Annotated in this window: 13 protein-coding genes; 4 read left to right on the forward strand and 9 right to left on the reverse strand. The window is 61.5% G+C overall.

Annotated elements, in window-relative coordinates; translation table 11 throughout:
- Positions 1–257: 257 nt before the first annotated feature.
- The 3 genes from BHV64_RS12270 to BHV64_RS12280 are packed head-to-tail and all read left to right on the forward strand — an operon-like array spanning position 258 to position 3,780.
- The gene (locus BHV64_RS12270) at positions 258–1,544 is read left to right on the forward strand and encodes an O-acetylhomoserine aminocarboxypropyltransferase/cysteine synthase family protein (protein ID WP_288116109.1); all 1,287 of its coding nucleotides are present in this window, start codon (positions 258–260) and stop codon (positions 1,542–1,544) included.
- Positions 1,544–2,557, forward strand: coding sequence for a homoserine O-acetyltransferase family protein (locus tag BHV64_RS12275; RefSeq protein ID WP_149887693.1), 1,014 nt, complete (start codon positions 1,544–1,546; stop codon positions 2,555–2,557). Before BHV64_RS12270 ends, BHV64_RS12275 begins: the two co-directional genes overlap by 1 nt.
- A gap of 14 nt (positions 2,558–2,571) precedes the next feature.
- Positions 2,572–3,780 carry a homoserine dehydrogenase gene (locus BHV64_RS12280; protein WP_015546206.1) on the forward strand — a complete coding sequence of 403 codons (1,209 nt, stop codon included), beginning with the start codon at positions 2,572–2,574 and terminating at the stop codon, positions 3,778–3,780.
- Between the two features lie 39 nt (positions 3,781–3,819).
- Here the strand turns inward: BHV64_RS12280 and BHV64_RS12285 are convergent, their stop codons facing one another.
- From BHV64_RS12285 to BHV64_RS12295, 3 genes are all read right to left on the reverse strand, one after another.
- Entirely contained in the window at positions 3,820–5,157 is a 1,338-nt protein-coding gene (locus BHV64_RS12285) for a fimbrillin family protein (protein ID WP_253092123.1), read from the reverse strand.
- A gap of 67 nt (positions 5,158–5,224) precedes the next feature.
- Positions 5,225–6,427: an MFS transporter gene (locus BHV64_RS12290; RefSeq protein WP_015546208.1), complete on the reverse strand. Its 1,203-nt coding sequence runs from the start codon at positions 6,425–6,427 to the stop codon at positions 5,225–5,227.
- A 99-nt stretch (positions 6,428–6,526) separates the two neighbouring features.
- Positions 6,527–7,960: a hypothetical protein gene (locus tag BHV64_RS12295; protein ID WP_288116114.1), complete on the reverse strand. Its 1,434-nt coding sequence runs from the start codon at positions 7,958–7,960 to the stop codon at positions 6,527–6,529.
- Positions 7,961–8,192: 232 nt separating this feature from the next.
- Between BHV64_RS12295 and BHV64_RS12300 the strand changes: the two genes are divergently transcribed.
- On the forward strand, positions 8,193–8,960 hold the full coding sequence (locus tag BHV64_RS12300) for a CDGSH iron-sulfur domain-containing protein (protein WP_015546209.1): 768 nt from the start codon (positions 8,193–8,195) through the stop codon (positions 8,958–8,960).
- A gap of 42 nt (positions 8,961–9,002) precedes the next feature.
- Here the strand turns inward: BHV64_RS12300 and BHV64_RS12305 are convergent, their stop codons facing one another.
- The 6 genes from BHV64_RS12305 to BHV64_RS12330 all read right to left on the reverse strand — a co-directional run bounded on the left by BHV64_RS12305 (position 9,003) and on the right by BHV64_RS12330 (position 15,955).
- Positions 9,003–10,553 (reverse strand): alpha/beta hydrolase-fold protein, encoded by a 1,551-nt coding sequence (locus tag BHV64_RS12305; RefSeq protein ID WP_288116116.1) that lies wholly within the window; start codon positions 10,551–10,553, stop codon positions 9,003–9,005.
- Between the two features lie 68 nt (positions 10,554–10,621).
- Complete coding sequence (gene floA, locus BHV64_RS12310; protein WP_168949954.1) at positions 10,622–11,593, reverse strand: flotillin-like protein FloA; 972 nt, start codon at positions 11,591–11,593, stop codon at positions 10,622–10,624.
- Between the two features lie 8 nt (positions 11,594–11,601).
- Positions 11,602–12,072, reverse strand: a complete 471-nt coding sequence (locus tag BHV64_RS12315; RefSeq protein ID WP_015546211.1) for an NfeD family protein — start codon at positions 12,070–12,072, stop codon at positions 11,602–11,604.
- Between the two features lie 85 nt (positions 12,073–12,157).
- Positions 12,158–13,705: a hypothetical protein gene (locus tag BHV64_RS12320; RefSeq protein WP_015546212.1), complete on the reverse strand. Its 1,548-nt coding sequence runs from the start codon at positions 13,703–13,705 to the stop codon at positions 12,158–12,160.
- 8 nt (positions 13,706–13,713) lie between these two features.
- Positions 13,714–15,159, reverse strand: a complete 1,446-nt coding sequence (locus BHV64_RS12325) for a TrkH family potassium uptake protein (RefSeq protein WP_229028654.1) — start codon at positions 15,157–15,159, stop codon at positions 13,714–13,716.
- 7 nt (positions 15,160–15,166) lie between these two features.
- A complete protein-coding gene (locus BHV64_RS12330) occupies positions 15,167–15,955 on the reverse strand; it encodes a hypothetical protein (RefSeq protein WP_147620705.1) in 789 nt (262 codons plus the stop codon).
- Between the last annotated feature and the right edge of the window lie 33 nt (positions 15,956–15,988).

A 15,988-nucleotide genomic window follows, 5' to 3' on the forward strand; every position in this document is an offset into this window, starting at 1 on the left:
AAAATTCCGGCCGAAAAAGAGGATTTCCGAAAAAATTTCCTATATTTGCACCGTAAGAGCAACAGAAGCGAATGACCAGCCCTGCAACATACGACTGTCGGCGCCGCGGAGAACACCGCGGAACGATGATGATGTCCATGTGCATGTGCAACCGTTTTCGCCGGGTGTAGCTCCTTCATGCACTGAAAATGACACAATCCGGCTTCGTAGAGGTCGGATTTTTTTATCGGATTTTTTAACGACAGATATAACATACCATGGATTCAAAAAAGTACCGTTTCGAAACCCTCCAGATTCATGCGGGCCTGCAACCCGACGAACCCACCGGCGCCCGGGGCGTGGCGATCTATCCCACGGCGGCCTATCGGTTCAAAAACTGCGACCACGCCGCAAGGCTCTTCGAGTTGAGCGAAGGCGGCAACATCTATACGCGCCTGCAAAACCCCACCACGACGGCCTACGAACAGCGCATCGCCGCCCTGTACGGGGCTGTGGGGGCGCTCGCCGTCTCGTCGGGCATGTCGGCCATCCTGATCGCCGTGCTTTCGCTGGCGGCTGAAGGGGACAACATCGTCGCCTCGCCGTTCCTCTACGGAGGCACCTACAACCAGTTCCGCACGTCGCTGCGCCGGCTCGGCATCGACTGCCGCATCGCCCCGAGCGAGCGTCCCGAGGATTTCGAGGCGCTGATCGACAGCCGCACCAAGGCGCTCTACGCCGAGAGCATGGGCAATCCCACCTGCGCGGTCCCCGACCTGGAGGCGCTGGGCAAACTGGCCCGGCGGCGCGACATTCCGTTCATCGTCGACAACACGTTCGGTGCGGCGGGCTACCTCTGCAACCCGTTCGAGTGGGGCGCGAACATCGTCGTGGACTCCGCGACGAAGTGGATCAACGGCCACGGGACGGCCATGGGCGGCGTGATCGTCGACGGCGGCAACTACAACTGGGCGAACGGCAAATTCCCGCAGATCGACGGACCTTCGGAAGGGTATCACGGGCTTAATTTACACGAGGCGTTCGGTCCGGCGGCCTTCATCGTCAAATGCCGCGTCGACGGGCTGCGCGACCTGGGATGCTGCCCCTCGCCGTTCGACTCCTACCTGATGATGATCGGGCTGGAGACCCTCTCGCTGCGCGTGAAGCATCAGGTGGAATCCACCTGGAAACTGGCCGAATACTGCCGCAGCCACCCGAAGGTCGAGCGGGTCAGCTTCGTGGGATTCGACACGCACCCGAGCCATGAAAACGCCCGCAAATACTACCGCTACGGCTCATCGGCGGTCTTCACCGTCGAACTCAAGGGCACGCTCAAAAGCACCGTGCGCTTCGTCGAATCGCTCCGCCTGGCGGCCAACATGACCATGATCGGCGACTCGATCACCGTCGTGACCCATCCGGCGTCGACGACCCACAAACAGTTGAGCGACGCCGACCTTACGGCGGCAGGCGTCACGCCCACGCTGCTGCGCATCTCGCTGGGACTTGAAAACGCCGACGACCTCATCGAGGATTTCGAACAGGCTTTCGCACAAATCGGATAATGGAACCGCAGATTTACATAGCTCCCGGACCGTTCGAACTCGAAACGGGCCATACGCTGCCCGAGCTGCGGATCGCCTACCACACCTACGGCACGCTGAACGCCGCCAAGGACAACGTGGCATGGGTGTGCCACGCGCTGACGGCCAATTCGGACGTCGCCGACTGGTGGCCCCACACGGTCGAGGCGGGACGGTTCCTCGACCCCGCGCGCCATTTCGTCGTCTGCGCCAACATCATCGGCTCGCACTACGGCACGACGGGGCCGCTGCACGTGAATCCCGCCACGGGGCGGCCCTGGTACAAGGATTTTCCGCCCTTCACGATCCGCGACATCGTGCGGGCGCACCGGCTGCTGGCCGACGCGCTCGGCATCGGGCGCATCGGGACGCTGGTGGGCAGCTCGGTCGGAGGTTTTCAGGCCGTCGAGTGGGCCGTTTCGGAACCGGAGCGGATCGAACGGCTCGTGCTGATCGCCACCGCGGCCAAGGCTTCGCCCTGGGCCATCGCCATCGACGAAACGCAGCGCATGGCCATCGAGGCCGACACGACTTTCGGCCAGCCGCGCGACGACGCCGGAATGAAAGGACTGGCGGCGGCCCGGGCCATCGGCCTGCTGAGCTACCGCGGTCCCGAAGGCTACAACCTCACCCAGCAGGACCGCGAGGAGCTCCCCGCCGTGCACCGGGCGTGCACCTACCAGCAATACCAGGGCGAAAAACTCCGCCGCCGTTACAACGCCTACTCCTATTACGCGATCCTCGACGCCTTCGACACGCACGACGCGGGCCGCGGGCGGGGCGGACTGGAGCAGGCGCTCCGCAGCATCACGGCCCGGACGCTGGTGGTCGGCATCACGACCGACATCATCTTCACGCCCGCCGAGATGCGCAGCTTGCACGCCATGATCCCCGGCAGCGCGTACCACGAAATCGACTCGCCGTTCGGCCACGACGGATTCCTCGTCGAACACGAACAGTTGAACGACATACTGCTGCCTTTTATGAACAATTAAAAACCGGATACCCCATGACCAAAATCAAAATCGGACTGTTCGGATTCGGCGTCGTCGGACAGGGCATCTACGAAGTGGTGCGCAAATCGAAGAACGCCCACGCCGAAATCGTGAAAATCTGCGTCCGCGACCCCAAAAAGCCGCGCAAGATCGAAGTCGACCCTTCGCTGTTCACCACCTCGGTCGACGACATCCTCGACAACCAGAACATCAACCTCGTGGTGGAGGTCATCGACGATGCCGATGCCGCCTACAACATCGTCAAACGGGCCATGCTGCGCGGCATCCCGGTCGTGTCGGGCAGCAAGACGATGCTCGCCAAACACCTTCCCGAGCTGATCGAGATTCAGAAAACCCGCAACGTGGCGCTGCTCTACGACGCTTCGTCGTGCGGCTCGATCCCCGTGATCCGCAACCTCGAAGAGTACTACGACAACGACCTGCTGCTGGAGGTCAAGGGCATTCTGAACGGCTCGTCGAACTACATCCTCTCGCGCGTCTTCGACCACAAGGACTCCTACGCCAACGCCCTCGCGCAGGCGCAGGCGCTGGGCTTCGCCGAAAGCGATCCCTCGTTCGACATCGAGGGCTACGACTCGCTGTTCAAACTGGTGATCATCACCGTGCATGCGCTGGGAACCTACGTCGCCCCGGAGCGCATCTTCACCTACGGCATCTCGACGATCCACGATTCGGACATTCAGTACGCCCGTGAGAAAAACGTGAAGATCAAGCTGGTGGCGCAGGTCGTCAAGGTGAGCGACGAACATTTCACGATGTTCGTCATGCCGGAGTTCGTGACGCCTGCCAAGTACATTTACAGCGTCGACGACGAGTACAACGGCGTGGTGATCCGCGGCGAATGCTACGACCGGCAGTTCATGTTCGGCAAGGGCGCGGGCAGCCTGCCCACGGCGTCGTCGATCCTGAGCGACATCATGGCGCGGCTGAACAACTACCGCTACGAGTACAAGAAGATGAACTACATCGAGAAACCCGACTACACGACCGACATTACGCTGAAAATCTACGCCCGCTACAAGGAGACCGACGTGCAGGGCATTCTGAACTTCTCGAAGATTCACGAACAGTTCATCAGCGAGGAGAGCAACTACGTGATCGGCGAGATTCCGCTGCGCGAACTGCTCGAAAAAAGATCGCAGCTTTCGGGCAGGGACGTCTTCCTGGCGAACATCCCGATCTTCTTCCTGAACCGCGATTAAACAGAAAAAGGTCCCTTGACAAGGGACCTTTTTCATTGCCTACCGCACGGCGTCGTCTTTCACGCAGCGGACCGACAGGCCGTATCCGAGCGGAACCTCGCCGGTCACCGGATCGGTCGTGGTGCTGTAAACCAGGCAGCCGCTCCGCTCGGCCGTGGCCTCGCAGCTTATCAGATAACCTTTGTCGGCGTCTCCGTACCTGTTCGACGTACCGTTCACGATCCAGTATCCGGCGCACCTGAAAAATCCGGCCGCAGGCCCGGCGGCAAGGAGCGCTTCGAGTTCGGCCAATGCGGGAACGTGCCAGCCCTCGGGACAGATGCCCCGCAGCGGAGTCCCGGACCGGACCGTGGCGCCGCCCGTCACCGTCTTATAATCGTACAGCAGCCCTTTTTCCGCCACCGCGGAAAGCCCCTCCTCGGGATACCATACGCCATCGCCGATCTCCGTACCCGCAGGCTGGTAGCGCAGGTTCTCGGCCATCCATACCTGTCCGCCGATCTTCGCCGTGCGGTAGGTATCGCCGCCGTATTCCAGTTCGGAAGCCTCCCCGCCGTCGCCCTCGTCAAGCGAACCGCCGTCTTCCCAGTCGCTGACCTCGCCGCTCAGCTTCAGCTCGATGTCGATGTTGGTGACGAGCACCGACATGTCGTACCTTCGGCCGCTTTCGAGCGTCGCCGAAGAGAGGGTCTTGCTGCGGCTCTTGCCGTCGCGCGTGGAGACCGTGACGGTCAGCGCCCCCTGCTGCGGCACGAGAATCGCACGGTAGGAGGCGTCGGGCGTCACTTCGAAGGTTTCGATTTCAGCGGCCACCACGCCGGCTTTCGCCGAAGCCGTCGGCACGGAGAGATCCACCGAGGCCGTCGGGACGAACCCGCCCACGGCGACGCCCGAAACCGCAGCATCGGAATTGTTGGTAATGACGATGGTCAGCTGTGACATCAGGTGATAGAACAGCATCCCGACGGGCGTGCCCGTGGGCGTCACGTTCTTCGCCACGGCCCCCAGCAGGTCCGAGGAGGCGCAGCCCGCACTCTGATCCCGCGCCACGGAGAACTCGTCGGGAACGCCCGACGCCGAATAGGGGAAATAGGCCGTGAGCGTCGAGGTTTCGTTCAGGTCGTTGTACCACAGCAGGCCGGAAGCCGTGAAGGCAGAGCCGTCGTAGGTCATCTGGTGGTTCCGGACGTAATCCGAGCCGTTCTTCGTGACGGTCAGACCGATACAGTCGCCCGTATCGAAATGAAGCCCCGTGACGCGGGTTTTGATCGACGGCGTGATCCGGATGCCGGGAACCGCATCCCGCTTATCGGCACAGCCGGGTGCAGCGGCGAGGCCCGCCGCCAGAAGCGCAAGAAGGAGTTGTCTTTTCATCATTCAGGTTTATTTTTGCGACTTTTAATCACAAAAATAAAACTTTTTATGTTATCCGCAAGACCTCCGGTCAGTTTTTGTAATACGATTCGTCGAGTCCGAGCGTGAAATTCCCGCGCCGGAACCAGGTGACGGCGGCCAGCGCGAACACCAGCGCGGCGTTGAAGAAGAACGGGAAACGGTCGCTGTGGGTGTGGAACAGATGGCGGAACATGTCCATGATGAAGGGGCAGATCATCACCGCAAGGTAGTTCATCGCCATGACGAACGACAGCGCGAGCGTCGCCGAGCGGGGCGGAGCGATGGTCGCCGCCTTGTCGTAGATGACGGGCTGAATCACCCCGTAGCCGAAGCCCGTGAGCAACGCCCCGACGACGAGCATCGTCTTGTCACGGAAGATCCCCACGCACAGCAGCCCCGCGCAGACCAGCCCCAGCGACACGAGGTTGACGTTCTGCTTCAGCGCGCGGATGATCCGGTCGATAAACAGCCCGGGAAGCATGATCGCCAGGAAGAACAACGAGATCAGCACACCCGAAAACGAACTGCTGATCTTGTAGTCGTCGACCAGAAACGAGGCGTAGAAGGCGATGGCCAGCACGGCGTAAGTGGCGAAGAAGTAAAAGAGCATCAGTCCGACGAGCTTGCCCCGGTCGATCCGTTTGTGGCGCATCTGGATGCTCTGCTCCGGCTCGGGCGTGGAGCGGCTGCGCCGGAGGAAGAACGACAGCGCGAGCGAGATGCCCGGCAGGGTATAGACCAGGAACGGAAGATGCCAGTTGACCTCGGCCAGGTAGCCCGTCACGGCGGTCGCCACGACGAGCGTGAGGTTGTTGATCGCCGAACTGTACCCCAGCTGCCGGACGCGGCTGTCCCCCGTGAAATAGTCGACGATCAGGCCCGTCGAGAGGGGGATGACCATGCCGGCGCCGACACCGAGGATGCAGCTGATGACGATGAGCCACGCCATGCTGCGGGCGAACAGGCAGGCCACGCCGCTCAAAAAGAAAATCGAAAGTCCTACGATCAGGATTTTGAGTTTGTCCCTCCCCTCGGAGAGTTTTCCGGAGAGCAGCACGAAGGGGATGATCAGCAGCGACGGCAGCGAGGTGAGCATCTGGATTTCGAGGTCCGTAACCTTGGGAAACACCTTGTTCAGATCGCCCAGAATAGGGGAGACGGCCAGTCCGGGCAGCGACGCAATGGCCGACACGGACCAGATTGCCAGCAGCACGACGAGCGTAACGGAGCCTTTTCCTGTCTTGATTTTCATAGCCGGGGATTTTAGTACCGCTATCCCCGCAACTGTTATACCAAACGAAAACGGACCGGCATCAAGGCCGGTCCGTCGTTCGGTTTCTTCCGGATGTCCCTATTGCACCCTCACGCAACGCACCGACATGCCGTTGGCACGGGCATAGGGGACGTTGTTTTCGAGGCCTCCGCCGGTGGTCTTCTTCTCGAACCAGAAGTGGAAAGCCGGGGATTTCGTACCCGACAGCGTCCCTGCGGTCCAATAAAGGCCCTCCCAGGGCTGCGCCTCCTCGGCCACGCTGCGCACGGTGACGGGGTTGTAAACGTTCAGGATCGTGCTGTTGTCGTAACGGCGGCGTCCAGCGCCGATAAACAGCGACGAGGTTCCCCGCTCCGGATCGGTCAGGCCCCAGCCGTATTTGTCGGCATCCGCCGCCGTGGGGGCTCCCACAAGTTTCAAACCGTCGAACACGGCCGACGGAGCCACCCGCCAGCCATAGGGACAGGGATCGTAGGCGCTCTTTTTCGAAGCGGACCACAAATCGTCGGAATGTGCGCTCCACAGCCAGTCGTTCTCCGAACCGGAGACGCCCGTGATGAAGGTCAGCGGGTGCTGCACGGCGTAAGCCACCGTACCCGTCTCGGCGCTCGAAGCGGCCGTCCGCAGGTAGACGCGGCTGCCGCCGCCGTTGTACATGCTGGCCGATGCGCCGTTGGCGGCGTTGTACGAACTCGGGCCGATGAAGGGGTCCTTACGGCCCCACTGATAATAAAGTCCGTACGAGGCGAGGATGTTCTCCACCGACGAGTTGTCGGCGGCCAGCGCCCCGAGGTTGCGGGTCATCATCGAATAGCCGTTGAAATCGACCGCACCGCCCTCGGCGTCGGGATCGTAGTCCGCAGCCCATACGTGCCAGCTCCAGATCAGCGTGCCACCGGCGTCGTAGGCTCCGATCACGGCGTTGCCCTCCTTGATCTTGTCCCCGTCGTCGCTGTCGGCAGCTACGTAGAACGACGCCTTGCCGTCTTTCAACTCCAGGTATTGGATCAGATTCGACTGGCTCTGCCAGATGACATCGACCGAAGAGGGCACCTGCTCGGTCACGTCGCCCTTGTACATGGCGTTGATCAGGTAGTTGGTCTCCTTCTTGTTGATCAGATAACAGTTGGCCGGCTTGTCGCTCAAATCCTCGGTGTCGACCACACCCACGAAAAGCGTCGCCGAAGCCGTCGATCCGCCGTGCACCTTGCCCGTCAGGGTCACCGAACCCGACTTTACGGCATCATTGTCGTCGTCGAATTTCTCGGGAGAGACGACCGTAATGGTGCGGTTCGCCGCGTCGATAACGGGATCGCTCCAGCCCGTGGGTTTGCCCGTTATCGAGAAACTCTCGATGTTGGAGGCCGAAAAACCCACCGTCACTGCGTCGCCCGCATTGAGGAAAACGGCCGGAGAATCGAACGCGATCGTTCCCGATTCCTTGTCCTTGCTGCACGAAGCAAAAAAAACGACGGCCGCAACCGCGCAAACCAACCCTGCAAATCTTTTCATATAGTTCATTCTTTTCTTATTTCAGTTTCAAAATCAACGGCAAAGATAATAAAAAGTCGGACGGGTGCAAAACTGAATTGCGCACGGTTCAACAAAACTTCCCCTCCCGAAAGTGCCGTCACGGCACCAAAGATACCAAAAAGCGGAATAAATGCCACATGCCCGTCCGAATAATTGCATTTGGGAACAATTATTGCCGCCTATTCCCTAACGAATCAGAAACGCATATAGTATGTCGAAATTGAAAATCGAAACGGGAAGTTCTCCCGCCGAGGAGCGCTTCAGCATCACCGTGACCGAAAAAGGCCCCTTCCTGGTCTACGGACGCCCGCCGCTGGCCGAGCAGTTCATCATGCCCAACGAGCAGAACGAAAGCTGGTATTTCCAGGAAGGGCGGCGCTTCTCGACCGAGGCGGAACCTACGGCGCTCTGCCGCTGCGGGGCCTCGAAACGCAAACCTTACTGCGACGGGAGCCACGAAACGGCGGCCTGGGACCCGAGGCTCACCGCACCCGACGAATCGCTGCTCGACAAGGCCGAGACCGTCGAGGGCGGGACCCTCACGATGACCGACAATCCGAAATACTGCGTCTTCGCGCGCTTCTGCCACCCCGGGGGCGACGCGTGGACGCTCACCGAGCGGTCCGCCGATCCCGAAGCACGCCAGCTGGCCATCCGCGAAGCGTCGATGTGCCCCGGCGGACGGCTGACGGCCTGGGACCGAAAAACGGGCAGCCCCTACGAATTCCGGTTCGCCCCGAGTCTCGGGCTGATCGAGGACGTCACCATCGGCAGCAGCGGCGGCCTGTGGATTCGCGGCGGCATTCCCCTGCGGCGCGAAGACGGCCATACCTACGAAATCCGCAACCGCGTGGTCGCATGCCGCTGCGGCCAGTCGGCCAACAAACCCTACTGCGACGGCACGCACGCGGCGATCAAGTGGCGCGACAACCTCGAAGGCGAACCGGTCGGCGAAACGCTGCCCGAGGAGGTCTACTGACCCCGCGCCAAACAAAAGCGAGCCTTCGAAGGCTCGCTTTTGTCATTCCATAACACCGTTCCGGGCCGCGGCGCCGATCCAGCAATCGGCCATCAGTCGCTGACCGGCAGGCGTGGGGTGGATGCCGTCCCACACCCAATAGGTCGCATCGCCGTTCGGCAGCCGCGTTTCCAGATCGGCGATAAGCCGGTGGAAGGGCACGAGCGTCGCGCCGTAGTCGGCTGCGATTCGCTCCACGATCACACAGCATTGCGCCAGTATCCGCTGCCGCAGGGGATAATATTCGCCCAATGCGCCTTCAACGATCTTCCCGCAGGGTGCGGCAAAGGGCGTGCACAGTACGATTTTCAACGCAGGATTTGCCTGCCGGGCCTGATCGAGCAGACCGCGATAGGTCCTTTCCCAGTCGGCAAAATCGAAATCGGGAACCGTTTTCGGATCGTCGGCGCGCAGCAGTCTGCCAAGGTGACGTTCCGCATCGTTCGTCCCGACAAACACCGACAGCACGTCGGGCCGCAGGTCGATCACATCCTCCTGCCAGCGGGCGGCAAGGTCGCCCAACGCATGACCGCCCACGCCGCGGTTGAAGAACCGGTAGTCGCGGTCGGGGAAATAGCCCTGGTAATAGCTGGCGCATAAATACATATACCCGCTGCCGAAAAGGTGGTTGCGATCCCACAGATTGCGCTGCGACGACGGTTTTCCGTTGGCCTTGCCCCAATTACCGTCGGTGATCGAGTCGCCGATATACACCACACGCCGCCCCGAGGCCGTCACGGCCGGCTGGGGCGCATTCCGGGCGAACCAGCGCTGAAAGAAAAGCATCTGGCAGGGGAGCGACGCGGACCAGTAGGCCGCGTTGTGCGCACCGGGACGCACCAGGAAATCGTGCCCCACGCCCTGCCGCATCAGCTGTTCGTGGAGGTTCAGATTCACCTGATAGAAGAAATCCTGATAACCGCAGTCGAAGATGAGCGCCAGTTCGCCGTCCCGGAGCGAAGCGGCCTGACGGATCACCGTATGCGCGTTCCAGCGTTCCGGATTGTCTTTCAGTTCGCCCAACTGTTTCTTCATCTCCCACGAGTCGGGGAAAGGCCGGATGTCCACGCCTCCCGAGGTCGATCCCGCAGCCCCGAAACGGTCTTTGTGGCGCAGCGCTACCCACAGCGCGCCGTGACCGCCCATACTCAAGCCCGTGACGGCGCGGCCCTCGCGCGAAGGAATCGTCAGGTAGCGGGCGTCGATCCAGTCGGGCAGTTCCTGCGCCACGAAGGTCTCGAACTGCGACGCCGGATCGAGGGGACTGTCCCAATACCAACTGTTCGCGCCGTCGGGGCAGACGACGATCATCCCGCAGGCGTCGGCCAGCGGACGCAGGTCGGTGATGTTCTGCCACGTCGTGTACGAACCGCCGAAACCATGCAGCAGGTAGAGCACGGGCATGCGCCGCCCGACGCCGGCATCGGGAACCACGACCAGCGCCGGAATTTCGCGCTGCATCTTCGTGCTGCAAACCGCCACCGTGTCGATCTGCGCAGCGGAGGCTCCCGCCGCGGCAAAAGCGAAAAACAGAATCAAAAGGCACTTTCTCATAACTGTCTGAATCTTTCACAAAAAAGGGCGCGCACGACGCGCACCCCCTGATAACAAATCCGTCAAAACTATTTCTTTTCGGGTTTGGCAATGGTCTCGCGCATCTGCGTGTCGGCCATGATGTTCTTCATCTTGTAGTAGTCCATGATGCCCAGGTTGCCGTTGCGGAACGCCTCGGCCATGGCCAGCGGCACTTCGGCCTCGGCGAGAATCACCTTGGCGCGGGCGTCCTGCGCCTTGGCCTTGTTCTCTTGTTCGAGCGCCACGGCCATCGCACGCCGCTCCTCGGCTTTCGCCTGGGCGATGTTCTTGTCGGCCTGCGCCTGGTCCATTTGCAGCTGGGCGCCGATGTTCTTGCCCACGTCGATGTCGGCGATGTCGATCGAGAGGATTTCGAAGGCCGTTCCGGCGTCGAGGCCCTTTTCGAGCACCACGCGCGAAATGGAGTCGGGATTTTCGAGCACGATCTTATGCGACGCGGCCGAGCCGATCGACGAAACGATGCCCTCGCCGACACGCGCCAGCACGGTCTCCTCGCCGGCGCCGCCGACCAGCTGCTTGATGTTGGCGCGCACCGTGACGCGGGCCTTTGCGATCAGCTGGATGCCGTCCTTGGCCACGGCGGCCACGGGAGGCGTGTTGATCACCTTGGGGTTGACCGACATCTGCACGGCCTCGAACACGTCGCGGCCCGCCAGGTCGATGGCCGTCGCCATCTTGAAATCCAGCATGATGTTGGCCTTCTGGGCCGAAACCAGCGCGTGCACCACGTTCGTGACGTTGCCGCCCGCGAGGTAGTGGGCCTCCAGCTCGTTGGGATTGAGGGTCAGTCCGGCTTTCGTGCTCTCGATCATCGACGAAACAATGGTCGAGGGCGGGACCTTGCGCCAACGCATCAGCACCAGTTGCAGCAGGCTGATACGCACGCCCGACACCAGGGCCGAGAACCACAGTCCCACCGGAATAAAATAGAAGAGGAGCCAGATCGCAAAAAGGCTCACGAAGACGATCAACACGATCATTCCACCCTGAAAATCCATAATTTAGCTTATTTGATTGTTTTTACGATAACGCTGAAATTCTCGAATCCCACGACCTCGACATCTCGCTGCTGGTCGACATAGGCTCCCTGCGACTTGGCTTCGTAGGTGCGGCCTCCGATCTCGACCTTGCCCATCGGGGAGAGGCGCGAGAGGGTCACGCCCCGGTCGCCGACCTGCAACTCCTCGGCCGGAATGACGGGCATCGACGACGACCGGATCTCCTGCTTGAGCGAGAAACGCTGCCAGGTCTTGGCCCGCAGCGAGACGACGGTGGCGATGACCGACAATACGAGAATGACGAGGATGACGACAGTCCCCGTCACGGGACCGAAATCACGGAAGGCGAGGTACACCGAACTGCCGTAGCAGACCAGCGCCAGCACGGCCCCGATCGACACCCCGGGCAGCAGGACCAATTCGGCCACCAGAAACAGCAGGCCGAAAAAAACGAGCAGTACAATATAGAACATCTCCATAAGGCTTGTGGAATATTGCAATAAAGATAGGTAAAAAATTCAGAATCCGGACGAATTCTGCGATAAATTTCATCCGGGTTCCGATTTATTCTGCGATTTCGGCGACTTTTACCTCCAGTGCGGCATCCGTTTGCCGTATCGACTCGGCCAGACGGTCGGCGACGGCCCTGTCGTCGAAAGCCCCCACGACGAAGAGCTGGCTGCCCACGCGCGAAAGTTCGTAGCCTTCGCCCGTTGCGGCGATCACCCCCTTCACTTCGTCCGACAGGGCGTCGGTCCCGGTGATCTCGACGCGGTAGGTGACTTTCGCCGCCTCGGGGTCGAGCGAAAGGTTGCGGGCCGCGCCGTCGGTCCACACCACGATTTCGGGCCGCACGAACCCGCGCTTTTTCAGCAGCGCCTGCGCCGCCTCGGCCTCGGCCAGCGTGGCGAAGCCGCCCGCATAGTAGCACCACTTGCCCTCGTCGTTGATCAGGTAGAAGAGCGGATAGGCGCCCCGGAAAGTCGCGGCGGCGCGCTTGGTGTTGAACGTTCCGAGCAGGATGCGGTAGATCGTGCCGTTGGCATAGACCCGGCACTCGGGAATGGGATTCTGGTAGGAGTACACCGGCTTCGACGAGAAGGCCACGCTGTCGTAGTCGAGGAAGTAACGCTCGGCGACTTCGACCCTCGGCAGGCGGTAGTCGATGGATTCGAGCTGCGCCGCAACGCCGCGCAGCGAATCGCGTGCGGCGTCCAGCGCCAGCACTCCGGCCACGGCGGCCTCGTAGTCGACGACGACCCGCTTGCGCAGGAAATAGTCCGCCACGGCGTCCGAAGCCGTCTCGCCCTGCAAGGCCGACAGCTGGCGCGAAGCCTCCGAAAGCGCCTCCTCCTCGCGGGCGAGCACCTCCTCCTCGCCCATCTTGTCGAGCAGATAGCCGTAGGCGTAGCTCTTGTTGTCGAAAATCGAATTCCACGTCGCAGCGAGCGAGTCGGCCAGCGCGCGGTTCACGCCCTGCAAGGCGTTGTAACGCTCGAAAACCTCCATCGCCTCGGCCTCGGTCTGCACGGCGGCGTAGGTTTCGGCCAGCTCGGTCAGCGTGCCATGGTTGGCGAAATAGCGATTGACATAGTCCACGGCCCGCATCTCCTGCCGCTGCGCGTCGCGCAGGGCCGCATAATCCTCCGCCGGGAGGTGTTCGCGGAAATAGAGGTTGTCCACCAGATTGCGGACCTTCAGCGAGTCGGGGACCGCCTCCGCAGGGCTTTTTTCAGCAGACGCCGCAGGCTGCTGCGCCGCGCCGTTCAGGCTGGCCAGCACCCACTCCTGCTCGATGGTGTTGATACGGTCGATCAGGCGTCCCTTGGCATTGCGGATTTCGAAAATCCTGCTTTCGAGCTGCAAAATCTCCTGCGAATACTGCTGCCGCTTGCCCGGGTCCTCGCGCAGCTGCCGGCGCATGCGCTCCACGGCGTTGACGATCGAATCCTCGCGTATCTGCAACTGCGCATCCTCGCGGAGCAGCGACATGTACTCGGCGTTTCCCTCCAGCCCCGCAATGCGGGCTTCGACCTCGGGCTGCTGCGCCCGCACTCCGCCGGCGGTCAGGAAAACCGCACCCAGCGCGTATATGAGAATCCTGCGAAACATAGTTTGGGTCACCTCCACCATTTAATGAAAAAAATCTGTATGAGTCCGAAAATCTCCAGACGCCCCAGCAGCATCAGCAGCGAATTGGAAACCTTGAACGCCGCGGGCATCGCCGAGAAGTTATCCATCGAGCCGACCTCCCCGAACCCGGGGCCGACGTTGCCCATCGAGGCCACCGCCCCGGTGAAACTGGTCGTCAGATCGACGCCGAGCATCGTGCCGAAGACCGTGCCGGCGAGTATGAACATCAGGTAGGTGACGATGAAGATCATCACCGCGTGCAGGGCCTCGTTCTCCTGAATGACGCCGTCGAGGCGGATGCGGATGATGGCGTTGGGATGCTGCTGCTGCCGCAGGCGCGTGCGCATCATCTTCCCGGCCAGCACCAGGCGGTTGACCTTGATGCCGCCGGCCGTAGACCCGGCGCAGGCGCAGACGATCGAGCCGAAAATCAGCAGGATGACGGCGAACGAAGTCCACGTGTTGGAGTCGGCCGTGGCGAAACCCGTCGTGGTCACCACCGACACGAACTGGAACATCGCGTAGCGGAACGACGCGGTCAGCGTGGGGTAGATGTCCGCGGCGAAGAGGCTGACGGCGATCAGCACGCCGCCCGCGAGCAGCATCCCGAAGTACCAGCGCGTCACCTCCGAGCGGAAGATGTTGCTGCGCTTGCCCGTCACCGTGGCGTAGATCAGCCCGAAATGGACGCCCGCCGTGGCCATCGCGAAGATCAGGATCGTGTCGATCGCCGGACTGTTGAAATAGGCGATGCTGGCGTTCTTGGTCGAGAATCCGCTCGTGGCGCAGGCCGACATGGCGTGGCACAGGGCGTCGAACCAGTTCATGCCCGCCATCTTGAGCAGCACGGTCGACAGCACGGTAAGCCCCACATAGACCACCAGCAGGATCTGCACGATGATCTGCGAACGGTAGCGGTAGTTGTCCTTGGCCATCGTCGAAAGCTCCACGTTGGAGAGCATCATCTTGCTGCGCCCCATCGACGGCAGGACCACCAGCGCGAACATCACCACGCCCATACCGCCGATCCACGTCGACGACATGCGCCAGAACTGCAATCCGCGGGGCAGGGCTTCGACATCGTTCAGGATCGTCGATCCGGTGGTCGTGAGGCCCGAGACGCTCTCGAACCAGGCGTTGACCAGCGAGAACTCCCCGCCCCAGATCAGGTAGGGGAACATCGACACGACGCAGGCCACGAGCCACGCCCCGACGACAATGCAGAACCCCTCCTTGTTGGTGATCTGCTCGCGCTTGCCCACGAAGATCAGCGGAAAGGCGCCCAGCAGGGCCGTGAGCAGCGAGGAGAGCAGCAGGGGATAGAACGCCGAATCCATGCCGCTCAGGTAGGAGATTCCCGCCGACAGCAGCATGAACATCGCAATGAAGAGCATCACGACCCCGATATACCGTAAAACCACGTCTACCCGCATCGCCGCATCAGGATTTGGTCTGTTTGGAAATGTTGATCAGCGACTCGATTTTCTCCTTGAGTTCGAGCACCTCGTCCTTGAGGTCGCCCTTCACGGCGAAGGGCACGCGGAACGAGAGCCAGTCGCCCAGCCCCTTGTTCATCCGCTCGATGGGCGTCACGCAGTAGATCGACATGAAGTAAAAGAGCATCAGCACGATGGCGATCATCACGGCCAGCGAGATCAGCACGGGCGTCACGGCGCGGTAGGCGTTTTTCTTCATCTGCTCGGCGCGCGGAACCAGCGAACTCTGCGTCGAGGTCATATAACTCTTGATGGCGGCCGTAAGACGGCCGTAAAGGGCCTGGTACTCTTCGCTGTACCACCTGCCGCCCAGCGAATCGGGCCGCATGGCCGCCGGCGAGTCGGCACGGGCGGCGCCCCCGAAGGCGAGGTAGTTGTCCGTCACGAGGCGCAGCTCGGTCGTGGCGAAGGCCAGCGAGTCGAGGAACGACTTCTCAAGCGCCTCGCTCTGGGCCACGAGCAGCGTGTTTTCGAGCCGCTCCATGCTCTTGCGGCAAAGGCTGTCGCACGACCTGTCGCCGAAAACCGAAAGGCGGATCAACGCGATGTTCTGCTCGTGCGCAGCATCGAGCATCTCCTTGGCCAGCTCGATATTCCGTTTGTTGGCCTTGAGAATCTCGCCCGTATCCCGGCTCAGGTGGCTCAATTCGAGAAACGAGACCATACCCGAAAAAAACAGCAGGCAGACGATGCTCAAAAAACCGACCGTCACCCGTTTGCGCAAACCCGTCATAGCGTTTTAAATTTCCATTCCTGCAAATATAGT

This window comes from Alistipes sp. 56_sp_Nov_56_25 (assembly GCF_001915285.1).
Taxonomy (GTDB): Bacteria; Bacteroidota; Bacteroidia; order Bacteroidales; family Rikenellaceae; genus Alistipes; species Alistipes shahii.

What these genes read in the sequence shown, in the direction of transcription:
- BHV64_RS12270 (WP_288116109.1), top strand. Translation starts at nt 258, where the DNA reads ATGGATTCAAAAAAGTACCGTTTCGAAACCCTCCAGATTCATGCGGGC.
- BHV64_RS12275 (WP_149887693.1), top strand. Translation starts at nt 1,544, where the DNA reads ATGGAACCGCAGATTTACATAGCTCCCGGACCGTTCGAACTCGAAACG.
- BHV64_RS12280 (WP_015546206.1), top strand. Translation starts at nt 2,572, where the DNA reads ATGACCAAAATCAAAATCGGACTGTTCGGATTCGGCGTCGTCGGACAG.
- BHV64_RS12285 (WP_253092123.1), bottom strand. Translation starts at nt 5,157, where the DNA reads ATGATGAAAAGACAACTCCTTCTTGCGCTTCTGGCGGCGGGCCTCGCC.
- BHV64_RS12290 (WP_015546208.1), bottom strand. Translation starts at nt 6,427, where the DNA reads ATGAAAATCAAGACAGGAAAAGGCTCCGTTACGCTCGTCGTGCTGCTG.
- BHV64_RS12295 (WP_288116114.1), bottom strand. Translation starts at nt 7,960, where the DNA reads ATGAAAAGATTTGCAGGGTTGGTTTGCGCGGTTGCGGCCGTCGTTTTT.
- BHV64_RS12300 (WP_015546209.1), top strand. Translation starts at nt 8,193, where the DNA reads ATGTCGAAATTGAAAATCGAAACGGGAAGTTCTCCCGCCGAGGAGCGC.
- BHV64_RS12305 (WP_288116116.1), bottom strand. Translation starts at nt 10,553, where the DNA reads ATGAGAAAGTGCCTTTTGATTCTGTTTTTCGCTTTTGCCGCGGCGGGA.
- floA (WP_168949954.1), bottom strand. Translation starts at nt 11,593, where the DNA reads ATGGATTTTCAGGGTGGAATGATCGTGTTGATCGTCTTCGTGAGCCTT.
- BHV64_RS12315 (WP_015546211.1), bottom strand. Translation starts at nt 12,072, where the DNA reads ATGGAGATGTTCTATATTGTACTGCTCGTTTTTTTCGGCCTGCTGTTT.
- BHV64_RS12320 (WP_015546212.1), bottom strand. Translation starts at nt 13,705, where the DNA reads ATGTTTCGCAGGATTCTCATATACGCGCTGGGTGCGGTTTTCCTGACC.
- BHV64_RS12325 (WP_229028654.1), bottom strand. Translation starts at nt 15,159, where the DNA reads ATGCGGGTAGACGTGGTTTTACGGTATATCGGGGTCGTGATGCTCTTC.
- BHV64_RS12330 (WP_147620705.1), bottom strand. Translation starts at nt 15,955, where the DNA reads ATGACGGGTTTGCGCAAACGGGTGACGGTCGGTTTTTTGAGCATCGTC.